The sequence below is a fragment of the Lunatimonas sp. genome, assembly GCF_020832325.1.
GTDB lineage: Bacteria > Bacteroidota > Bacteroidia > Cytophagales > Cyclobacteriaceae > Lunatimonas.
Genome location: NZ_JAFIEU010000041.1, coordinates 23883 through 34468, shown reverse-complemented (window position 1 = coordinate 34468; position 10586 = coordinate 23883). Strand labels below are relative to the sequence as shown.

Here is a 10586-nt window from a genome sequence, read left to right as displayed (position 1 = left end):
GCAGAGTTTTGCCGCCTGCTTCCTTCAGATTCCACCTCACGATGGACACCCTTGCTATTGGCTAGTGGTTGGCGATTACAAACCCCCACAGTGGACTTTCACCACCTAGTTAGTTACCATGCACGGCACACTAAAAAAAGCGCTCCGGCATAGCAAGCCGAGCGCTTTTTTTTATTAGTTGGGCCTAGTTGGGTCGCCTACCAGGTTCCCGGCGGTTAGCGCCCGAATGTCCGGTGAGATCGTCTCCCAGATCTTCCCGCGCGGCAGCGGCGATCTTTAGGATTTCCGCTTCTATCTCCGGATGATCCGCACGCACATTGTACCGCTCTCCGGGATCACGCCGTAAGTCATAAAGCCCTCCCTCGAAAAAGTAGTTTTCGTAAACCGGCCCCGGTTGCCCGTCTTTGCCTGGAGAGAAACCCTCATAGGTTCGGCCTTGGTGTGGCAGTACAAGTTTCCAATCCCCCATCCGGATGGCTTCCAGATTATTTCTTCGGTAATAAAAGAGAAAGTGATCTCGGGGCGTTTGGGATAGGTCTCCCTTTACCAGCGAAGAGAGGTCGATGCCATCTATCTTCTTGCGGGGCTGCTTGGCTCCGGTAAGGGAGGCAATGGTAGGCAGCAGATCAATGGAAGACGCCAGTTTGTTTACTACCAATCCCTCCGGCACCACGCCTTTCCAAACCATCAGGCAAGGTACGCGCTGTCCTCCTTCGAAGGAAGTCCCCTTTCCTTCCCGTAGCCCACCGGTACTGCCGGCATGGTTGCCGTAGTTGATCCATGGGCCATTGTCTGAAGTCACGATCAGCAGGGTGTTTTCTTCCAAGCCGAGTTCGGCAATTTTTTGGCGGAGCTGTCCGATGCTCCAGTCCAGCTCCATGATCACATCTCCGTAAAGGCCCTGCTCGGATTTGCCCTTAAACTTGTCCGAAACGAAGAGTGGGACATGCGGCATGGGATGGGCCAAATAGACAAAAAAGGGCTTATCCTTGTTCTTATCCATAAACGCCAAGCTCTTCTCGGTGAATACGGTGGTAAACTGGCTCTGATCCGGATTCAGCTCCACCACCGTTTCGTTGGCAATCATCGGTAGCTCAGGGTAGTAATTCTTACTGGTTGGGTGGTTGGGCCACATGTCGTTGGAATAGGGGATGCCGTAGAATTCGTCGAAGCCCTGTCGGTTAGGGAGAAACTCCGGGTGGTGACCCAAGTGCCACTTTCCAAACGCCGCCGTGGCATAGCCCCGTTCTTTGAGGACATCGGCGATGGTTTCCTCCTCGGGATTCAGGCCGATCTGCGCGGTGTGATCCAATGCCCCGGACATGCCGATCCTGTTGGGATAAGTTCCGGTCATCACGCCCGCCCTGGACGCTGAGCAAACCGCTTGTGGTGCATAATACTGGGAAAAAAATGCGCCGTCTTTTAGCATCCGGTCAAAGTGGGGTGTATGGAAACCGTTGGCTCCGGTGATGCTTAGGTCACCATAGCCCATATCGTCTATGTACACCAATACGATGTTGGGGGACTGCTGCTGCGCAAGGCCTGGAAGGGCCAATGCTAGTATGGTCAGAAGGGAAAGGAAACAGAATTTTTGCATGTCTTTTGGGGTATGAATGGATTTTTAGGGTAAAGCTTCAAGGGAAACCGGAGGCTCATTAAGCGGCAAGGGTATGGTATGTGCGGTGCCGATATCTGTATGAGGCTGGAAAAAACCTCCATTTTGTAAGAAGAAGCGCTGTCCTTCTGCACCTCCGGCAAAATCCAGGCGGTAGCCCCTTCGGGCGATATCGTCACCGGTAAAGGTAGCTTTGCCGATGGGATGCCAGTTGCCTGCTATATCTCCGATCCATTGGTTTTGATAAAAAACCTTCCGTCCGACGTGTCCATACAGCGGGTTGAAGTTTTCAAGAAATGAATGGGGGCGACTGTACCAGGTGTCTGTTTTGGGTCTGGCAAAAGAGGCTATCAACAGCCACTCCTCCATTTCCGGGTCGTAAAAATAAGCCGTGTAGACCGTATTGCCCTTTCCGTCAGGCTCCACCGAATTGAGGAAGCGGTAGGTTACGCCAGATTTCCAAGCGTATCTGAGGTAACTTTGCCCTCCCGAGCCTTCGTTGCCAAACTCTCCGGTGTACACATCTATCCCTTTGCGAAGCAGGCGGATGCGTTCGTCTTCTGGGATTTCCTTGGGATTGTCTGTCTGGTAGGGACTCCAAACGGAAAACAGGATACGCCTTTCGGTAGGGGAGTTGACTTGGATGCCGAAATAACCCTCACCAAATCCGTTGGCCATAAAATAGGATCCAATAGGATCTTGGCCTTCCGGCACGGTCATCTCGTTGTAAAACCATTTGAAGGAGCGGTTTTCTGGTACCTCATACCTGAGGTGAACCGATGGACCCCTTCTCCCCCAATAGAATCGATTTGCTTCGTTGTCTTTGACGTAGTGCAGGTTTACCTCTTCTTCGGGGGTTATGACCAGGTCGGAAAAATGCCCAAAGTGCGAGCCTTCCCTATCCACTGCCGTCAACTGCAGGCACTGATAACCCGGTCCAAGATCCCAGCTACCCAAATCTACAGAGCCCTGTCCTGGCTTGAGTGTGAATTCCTGTTCCTTACCTCCTATCCGGGCGGCTAGGATGGCCGTGGCCTGCTGGGGCTGCGCGTTGAGCGCCAAAGTCACCTTTGTGCCCTTGTCCAGGTAAAAGTAAATGGCGTATTCGGTATCGATATGGCTCCAACTGCTGATCCCCTCCCCTGATACAGGCTCCAGCATAGTGCCCGATGTCTGATAGGCATTTCCGCCTAAGGGGACGGTCGCAGAGGGGAAGGAAGCGGTAAGTAGTAGAAATAACTGAAAGATGAAGGGAGATAAAAAACCCATTTTGCGCCCGGTTGGTTATTTTTGCCAGATGCAAATAAGCAAAAAATTACCTAAAAACGTACGCATAGGATCTGTTAACTTGGATTTGGTGTGGTCTTTACGCCATCAGGTCATGTGGCCGGACCGTGACCTAGACTACGTTCGGTTAGATGATGACCGCGACGGTAGCCACTGGGGTTTATATCTTGATGGTACGGTGGTGTCGGTAGTTTCGGTGTTTGCGAATCGAAAGGAGGTACAGTTCCGGAAATTTGCCACGCTGGAAGCCCATCAGGGGAATGGCTATGGATCCCTTCTGTTGCACCATGTACTTCGTGGCCTACAGGAGGACGGCTATTCAAGAATTTGGTGCAATGCACGAAAAGCAAAAACCGGCTTTTACGAAAGGTTTGGTCTGGCATGTACTCCTGAAACGTTTACAAAAGGTGGACTTGACTACGTGGTGATGGAGTGGAGAAAAAAAGACTAAGGCACCTAGTCTATCTATCCTCGGGTAGAGTGCAGCATTTTCAGTTTCCATCCCTGCGGTGTCTTTAGGACCAAGGCACTTTCCAGCCAGTAGGCCTTGCGGGTTTCCTGTCCTTCGAGGGCAAAAGATCCACGGAGTAATATTCCTGTACCTGATGAATAAGGTAGCCTAGGCCACCGCCAGCAAACACAGCAAAGTGTATTGGATTATCTGAAAAGCAATTGCCTCGATAAGGATTTTCCCAATGGTAAGTTTGTCAAAGACATCAGAAAGGACACGGACTGGAACGGGTAGACGCCCTTTCCCTTTTTTATTAATGTCCGACATTTTGTATATTTACATTGATAAGTTAGTATAGACTCTATGAAAAACCGGAAGATGGCAATGGTGGCCAACCAAGTAAAGATAGACGAGGAAGACCTCCGGGATATCCTGTTTTGGTTAGACCGTCCGGCTTCTGAGCGGATAGCCGAAGTGACACGCTTGCGCAGGGCATACTACAGTTGGTTGCTTGGAAGCTACCCCGAACACATTGAAAAAGCAATAAACCAGCGGAATCTCGATGCTTGAACAGGATTTCATCGAGTTTGTGGAGTTTCTCAACAAGCACCACGTAAAATATAATATATGGTGGTTGGCGCGTATGCACTTTCCTTTCACGGAAGACCGAGAAATACTGGAGACCTCGATATATGGATAAAACCCGATGCGGAAAACGCCCGTAGGATGGTCAAGGTGATAGCTGATTTCGGATTTGATCAGCTCCGGCTTACAGAGGATGATTTTCTACGCGAAAATTATGTTACCCAATTGGGTTATCCGCCATTGCGCATCGACATCCTTAACGCCATATCTGGAGTTGACTTTGACGAGGCCTACAACGCCCGTGTCGAGACCGATATTGACGGCTTGCAATTATCGTTCATCAGTGCCAATGATTTCATAAAGAACAAACAGGTTTCCGGACGGGCAAAAGACCTTGCCGATATCGAATCCCTAAAAAAACTACTAGACAAACAGGCGGACGAAGACCCTACACAAAGAAAAGAGGACTAGGAAAGTAGCTTATTTCCATACCGCACAGCATCTCGCCTGACAACGCTGAGAAACTGACCCATCTCCCTTTGAATCCCCCAAACATCGCTTCATACAAATGCGTGTGTTATGGAATGTAGGCTAGTTAGCTTTAATCGACCTTTCCCCGGGTAGAGTGCAGCATTTTCAGTTTCCATCCCTGCGGAGTCTTTAGGGCCACGGCGCTTTCCAGCCAGTAGGCCTTGCGGGTTTCCTGTCCTTCGATGGCAAAGTCTGCGTAGTTGTGATAGGCAATCCAAGCTATGTCCCCCTGGACATCCGTACGGATAAATTCAAAGCTGTTGGTGCGGATAGGCCGTTGAGGCCTGGTCCTCGCCCCCTCAAAATAGGTGGCGATAAAGGCGTTGTCCCACACCTCGCCGTGCTCCAGCAAGAGGAAGTCAGGTAGGTAGTAATCGGGGATCTTTTCCGCGTCCAATTCAGACCAAATATGGTCAAAGGAATCCTGAATCAAGGCCTGGAGCGCTTCTTCGTCGGAAGTTTGCGCCCAAGCGGAGAGCGTAACGCCGAAAAGCAAAAAAGCAAGCAGTAGTTTTTTCATAGGGTTTGAAGGTTTGATACGGGTAAAATTGCGCAATTTATCCGTTATTTGAAAGTATGGAACAACTAGATGCCCGACCCTCAAGCTTCTCGCGGGTGACGATTACGGAATTAATGATCCCTTCTTATGCCAACTTTGGGGGAAAGATACATGGAGGAATTTTACTGTCCCTGATGGACAAGGTAGCGTATGCCACCGCCAGCAAGCACAGCGGGGCCTATTGTGTGACTGTTTCGGTGGACACAGTGGATTTTTTGCAGCCCGTGGAGGTGGGTGAACTGGTATCCCTGATGGCGTCGGTCAACTATGTAGGAAACAGCTCCATGATCATCGGGATCAAGGTTATTTCCGAAAACGTAAAAACTGGGATCGTGAAGCACACCAACACCTCATACTTTACAATGGTGGCCAAGGGAGAGGACGACAAGCCGACTACGGTGCCTCCGCTGAAGTTGGAAACCAAAACGGATATCAGGCGTTTTGTGGAGGCTATTTACCGGAAAAAATTCAAACAGGAACACGCCGCCTACCAAAAAGAAATCAAGAAAAACCGGGACCCTGAGGAGATCAAGCGGCTACTTGCCGGGGAGCGTTGTGAGGTGGGGGTATAAAGGAGGATTTAGAAAGTTTTTCGCCTCTGGGTTATTATGAAATCATTACCGTTCCGGTCTTTTCGGCAGAAGAGGTTCACGCAAAGACGCGAAGAAAATAGAGGGGATAAGTCCGTTTCCCTCGTTTCCATAAGTAATCAAAAAAACCTGTCGCAAAGTCGTCGACCAACCCAAAGGGGCGTAGCCCTGTCATGTTAGTAGTAGAATCCGCATATCCCCAAGAGCCACCCAGAGGCGTTAGCCCTGAAATCTTCACAAGCGATATTATTTTTAAAAGAGGTATTAGGTGAACCCCAACCGGATGTAGTATTTACTAAACCCATCTATCACTCCATTCCTTTGAGAAACAAATCTTCAATGAGTATAAGAATAAAGTATTTTATCCATAAATCTTTGGCTAATATGTAGCGTTTTAGGATGTCTCTACGTACTGTAAACAAGGAAGTTGGGTGGAGGAAACATGCTGTTTTAAGCTGTATACAACATTTAAGATAAAATATAGCGTATTAATCGACAAATCAAGACAATCAACTGGTAAAAGGCTTAGATTGTTTAATCTATAAATTTGTTTCCATTTTAATTAAAAATCATGATTGAAAAATATAAAACCAAACGGCGCCAAGTTGGTAAGGTAAAAATACTGGTTTCAACCTTTCTGGTAATATTTTTATTAGTTGCCTGCATAGAGCAAAGTAATCAGGTATGCGATGAATCGATCCCCGTAGGTTCGGACATAACCGCTCTGCTGGTCGGTGAACACAATTGCACTTTAATAGAAAAGGCAGAGCAGGATCTCGTAACAGTTAAGATCACTTCGACAAGTGAATTGGAAGATTGGCTTACATGCCAAACTCCACTAACTGAAATTGATTTTGAAAATGAATTTATTGTCGGAGGCCGGGTGAAATCCTATGAATGCGGACGTTTTAAGGAATTGTTTTCTGAACGAATGTGCAATAAAGTCAAAGTTGAGTTGAAAATCCAACCACAAGATTGTGCTGCAATTACTGATGTTCTCTTTTTTGTTTCCTTGCCATTAGAATACTTAGATACGGACGTAGAATTTGAATTCAAAAACGTAGAGCCATGAGAAAGACATTGATTTTACTATTGTCCCTGTTAATATCTGGCTTTAGTTGTACAGAATCCATTAAACCTGCTGGCACAAATTGTCTAACCGGAACTATTATTGGAAACGGGGGTACGGCTGAGGGATATTTGATTAAAGTAACTGATCCACAGGGCAAAGAAATTGAAACAGGTTCGGTAACGATAACCAGCAAAACATATTCCAACGTAATAATGACTCTTGAACTTCCGGGTATCGACGATTGGCAAATTGGGGACAAAATATACTTTGAAATAAGTGAAACTCCAGAAAGCAGGGATTCTTATATCTGTCAGGATCTTTATCCTGCTGCTCCCCCTTATAATTTAATCAATATTTCCACAAGGGAATGCTTATGAAATAAAGCATACTTGACGGTTTACTTGCCGAAGGTATAGCAGTCAGGTATGGCCGTTAAAGGACAAATTGAAGACATATGAAATCGAGCACGACGCAAGCGGCACACAGAGGGCTGCCCCGATGGCTACCGGGGAAAACGTGCGACCTGCCTGCAGCAGGCAGGGATTCCATTTGACCATTAAAAATCAATTATAGACAGATGAAACGTTTTCGATTATTTTGCTTCCTTTAGCGCCTCGATAAGTCTTTTAGGATCCTGGCGATTGTCCCAAAAAGCAGTAATGATGATCTCCCGATCCCCTACTTTGTAATAAATACTGAAATTTCCCACTAAGGCAACTCTCGTGTCTCTAAAGTCGGTGAATTTATACAAAAAAGGTGATTTTGCGATTTGTAAGGTTTTCTCGGAAACCAGATTAATCAGTTTTTTGGAATAGGCGGTTGATTTGGTCCGCTTAACCCAATAGTCCAAAATGCCAACGAATTGGATGTCTGCGGTCCGGGTCCATTTTACAGTCCATTTAGCCATTCCAGGTTTCGTTTGTCCATCGCTTCCTGGGAAATCAATCGCCCGTTTTTGATGTCTGTTTCACTCATTTCCAACATCTCTTGTTGATCAGTAGTCAGTTCTAACGGTATATCGCCGGCATCATAAGATGAAATGAGATGATCAAGAGCAACAAGAAGTTCCTTGTTTTTGACGGTACCGATTCTATCGATTAATTCGCTGCGGAGTTTTTCCAGTGTTTCCATAACCATTCCGTTTATCTCTTAAATCTCGTATATTTTGGCAGATATTACAAGCGTATCCCAAATCAGACTCGGTGTTGTATCCACTACACCCGGTTGTCTTTTCCTTCTTTGAATAACGCAAAATTCGTCAAGCCATTTGTAGTGGCAGGATATCCGGGAAAAAAGAAGCTCACGCAAATGCGCCAAGACGCAAAGAAAAAAGAGGGAATGAGTTCGTCTCCGTCGTTTCAATCAGGAATCAAAAAAAACTGTCGCAAAGTCTTCGATCAACCCTAGGGGCGTAGCCCTGAAATCTTAGTAGTCAAAACAATGCAAAAATGAGGGGCGTTAGCCCTGACATCTACCTGTTTCTATGAAGAAACCGGTCATTCCTCAGCAAGCTGCTGCCGTACCTGTTCGGCAGCTAGGAGTTGCCTGGTCAGGTCATTGGCATAGGTTCGCCCCTTTTTCAGGCCATACCGGGTGTAGGCAAGGCCGGCCCAATCTTGCGCCAGTTCCAGATTGCCCAGCACCTCATGGCCTATTGCCAGGTTATAGGCAAGCATTGCAGCGGTTTTCTCATCGTTGTAACCATCCAACGCTGTGGTCCACGCATCCATGGCCTCCTCCCACTTGTTTACCTCTGCCAATCGGGCTCCGTATGCCAGTGCAGGATTGGTCTTACTCTTATGAAAGAACGTACGGCTGATAGTCAGGTACATGGGAGCCACCCTTCTTGCGTAGGCGGCACCGGCCATTTGCCCTACGAGCTGCGTGGCCCGCACCTTGTCGATCATCAGTGCCAAGGCCTGCGCACGGGTTTCCGCTTCGGCAGACCACAGGTTGGTCTTGCTGACGTCCACTTGATCGGCGATATTTCGGTTGACAGGATCATAAAAGCGGAAACCCACCTGCACCTGCGCCACGCCCTCCGCATAGATTCCGTCCACTTCCACCGTGGCGGCGTCTTTGCCTTCGCCCACCGTTTTCTTAACCCGTGCCTTCTTGTCCGTCACTACAAAATCCGAAGAAAATTTCTCCAGTGCCAGCACGCCATCGGACCCATAAGCGGAGCAAAGCGCATCGATTTGCTCCCAGGTAAGGGGTTGCGGGAACTGTTGGCTGAAAAGCCCGCCCTTCAGCCGCTCCCGAGCCCGGATCACCTCATACCGCGGGGAGGTGTTGAGCTCTTGTTGCACGGTAGCCAAGGTGGCTTCTATGGTATTTTTCACCTCAAAGGGAGCCTCGCCGGTAAGTATGCCTTCGATGATCGCTACCCCCCTACTTTCAGGTTCCGTCCGATCCAGGATCAGCAGGCGCTGCACGTGAGTGGGAATGTTGATTTCCGCCGGAGCCAGCCGGGTAAGGGAAACATTTTTGGTGCAGGAATTGCACCAGGCCAAAGCCACCAAGGTGTACAATAGCCGGGATCGGAAAGCCTTCACTGCGTCTAAATGTGGACAAATGGTATAGATCCCGCAATTTACAACCCTTTCGAGCAAATTTCCTACTGAGCGGGTTGGGGAGATTGGTCTACCAGTTCGAGAATGCCCTGCATAACGGTTTCGCCTGACATCTCTCCTAGGCTAGTGCGCGTGATGTATTCGTACCGCTTAAAGCTATCAAAATCCACCTTGGTCAGGAAGTATCCAAAGGCATCGTTGCAGAGGCCGAGTAAAAACGGATACTTTGTGGGCATATTCCGCTTCAGGTAGTAGCCGATATTGGGGAGAGCCTCTCCGGGTATGGTCACAAACTGGGCGGGCCCGAGGTTGATCAAGTTAAGCTGTGTCTTTATGGTTTCGGAACCCCGTTGTCCATGGCCCAAAGGAGAGCTTTCCAAAATAAATTTCATCAGGGGAGACTCGATGGCAATTTCGATCTGTTTGGAAGTTACAAACAAGTCATTACTTGAGGCGATGGGAGCATCGCCTACGATACGTAAAGTTTCATCGGCGAGGAGATACCCGATGCGTTTGCATTCCTCGTAGTCGTTGGCTTCCTGACCGTTTTCCCGTCGGTTGTCGGCCGTCACCATGCCTCCTAGGGCTCCATTCACAAAGAGGGCCATACCCCCGGCCTTTTCCTCTATCCGATCGTACAGAGGTCCGCAAACATCCGGGCTTAATATGCCACGTCCGTTGCCTATTACCTCTGGATGGAGGGCATAATTGATCAGAGTGAGCAGCACTTTGCCGTTTGCGTCCAGTGCCTGTATCACGCCACAGTTAGGGTCGTAGAGCATCGGAGCGTAGTAGTTGTACGCTATTTTTCCCTGTGCCTCTCCATAGGCTATTTTCAGCTTGGCCGGTGTCAGTTTGGTTACCGCTTCATTGACTGCATCGGCAATCTGTCGCGTGCACCAATCCAGGTAATCCAGGTCGGCCCCATGTTTTCCGGACTCATCGGCAAAGGCGTAGGCATCCGGCGCGCTGTGGGTGTGGGTGGCAGCGATCAGTACATTTTCCGGCTTTATCCCTGTTATCAATGTGCGGGACTTGTCTGCCAACACCGCCGGCCAACCTAGGTTGTCCACCACCACCAGGGCAAAGCGTTCATTGCCTTGCTCAAATACCGCGGCGCGGGCGAAGAGATCTCCCTTTTTCTCGGTTGCTGGCTTGGGGATACCCACGCCGCCCGAGACGGGCAGCAAGGGATCGGGTGTGATGACCCGAAGGGCAGTTCCTACCCGGAGATCTTGTGCCGAGGTTTGGAAGGACAGCAGGGCTGCCAAGAATAGTAAAAAAATGAATCTTGAGGTATTGGATTTCATGGATAATGGCGGA

Annotated in this window: 13 protein-coding genes; 6 read left to right on the top strand and 7 right to left on the bottom strand. The window is 48.8% G+C overall.

Annotated elements, in window-relative coordinates:
- Positions 1-184: 184 nt before the first annotated feature.
- Positions 185-1597, bottom strand: a complete 1413-nt coding sequence (locus JJU34_RS14730) for a sulfatase (RefSeq protein ID WP_228693152.1) — start codon at positions 1595-1597, stop codon at positions 185-187.
- 24 nt (positions 1598-1621) lie between these two features.
- Complete coding sequence (locus tag JJU34_RS14725; RefSeq protein ID WP_228693151.1) at positions 1622-2884, bottom strand: DUF3472 domain-containing protein; 1263 nt, start codon at positions 2882-2884, stop codon at positions 1622-1624.
- Positions 2885-2912: 28 nt separating this feature from the next.
- Between JJU34_RS14725 and JJU34_RS14720 the strand changes: the two genes are divergently transcribed.
- The 3 genes from JJU34_RS14720 to JJU34_RS14710 all read left to right on the top strand — a co-directional run bounded on the left by JJU34_RS14720 (position 2913) and on the right by JJU34_RS14710 (position 4409).
- Entirely contained in the window at positions 2913-3353 is a 441-nt protein-coding gene (locus tag JJU34_RS14720) for a GNAT family N-acetyltransferase (protein ID WP_228693150.1), read from the top strand.
- A gap of 363 nt (positions 3354-3716) precedes the next feature.
- Positions 3717-3923 (top strand): hypothetical protein, encoded by a 207-nt coding sequence (locus tag JJU34_RS14715; protein WP_228693149.1) that lies wholly within the window; start codon positions 3717-3719, stop codon positions 3921-3923.
- Between the two features lie 57 nt (positions 3924-3980).
- Positions 3981-4409 (top strand): hypothetical protein, encoded by a 429-nt coding sequence (locus tag JJU34_RS14710; RefSeq protein ID WP_228693148.1) that lies wholly within the window; start codon positions 3981-3983, stop codon positions 4407-4409.
- Between the two features lie 130 nt (positions 4410-4539).
- Here JJU34_RS14710 and JJU34_RS14705 read toward each other — a convergent pair whose 3' ends face one another.
- The gene (locus JJU34_RS14705; RefSeq protein WP_228693147.1) at positions 4540-4989 is read right to left on the bottom strand and encodes a DUF4440 domain-containing protein; all 450 of its coding nucleotides are present in this window, start codon (positions 4987-4989) and stop codon (positions 4540-4542) included.
- 56 nt (positions 4990-5045) lie between these two features.
- Between JJU34_RS14705 and JJU34_RS14700 the strand changes: the two genes are divergently transcribed.
- From JJU34_RS14700 to JJU34_RS14690, 3 genes are all read left to right on the top strand, one after another.
- Positions 5046-5600, top strand: a complete 555-nt coding sequence (locus tag JJU34_RS14700; RefSeq protein ID WP_228693145.1) for an acyl-CoA thioesterase — start codon at positions 5046-5048, stop codon at positions 5598-5600.
- Positions 5601-6189: 589 nt separating this feature from the next.
- Complete coding sequence (locus JJU34_RS14695; RefSeq protein WP_228693144.1) at positions 6190-6690, top strand: hypothetical protein; 501 nt, start codon at positions 6190-6192, stop codon at positions 6688-6690.
- A complete protein-coding gene (locus JJU34_RS14690) occupies positions 6687-7067 on the top strand; it encodes a hypothetical protein (protein WP_228693143.1) in 381 nt (126 codons plus the stop codon). The genes JJU34_RS14695 and JJU34_RS14690 overlap by 4 nt, the downstream gene beginning before the upstream one ends.
- Before the next feature lie 215 nt (positions 7068-7282).
- Here JJU34_RS14690 and JJU34_RS14685 read toward each other — a convergent pair whose 3' ends face one another.
- The 4 genes from JJU34_RS14685 to JJU34_RS14670 all read right to left on the bottom strand — a co-directional run bounded on the left by JJU34_RS14685 (position 7283) and on the right by JJU34_RS14670 (position 10573).
- Positions 7283-7597: a type II toxin-antitoxin system RelE/ParE family toxin gene (locus tag JJU34_RS14685; protein WP_228693142.1), complete on the bottom strand. Its 315-nt coding sequence runs from the start codon at positions 7595-7597 to the stop codon at positions 7283-7285.
- Positions 7579-7821, bottom strand: coding sequence for a hypothetical protein (locus JJU34_RS14680; protein ID WP_228693141.1), 243 nt, complete (start codon positions 7819-7821; stop codon positions 7579-7581). Before JJU34_RS14680 ends, JJU34_RS14685 begins: the two co-directional genes overlap by 19 nt.
- A 365-nt stretch (positions 7822-8186) precedes the next feature.
- Entirely contained in the window at positions 8187-9245 is a 1059-nt protein-coding gene (locus JJU34_RS14675; protein ID WP_228693140.1) for a DUF6340 family protein, read from the bottom strand.
- A 62-nt stretch (positions 9246-9307) separates the two neighbouring features.
- Positions 9308-10573 (bottom strand): hypothetical protein, encoded by a 1266-nt coding sequence (locus JJU34_RS14670; protein WP_228693139.1) that lies wholly within the window; start codon positions 10571-10573, stop codon positions 9308-9310.
- Positions 10574-10586: the final 13 nt, after the last annotated feature.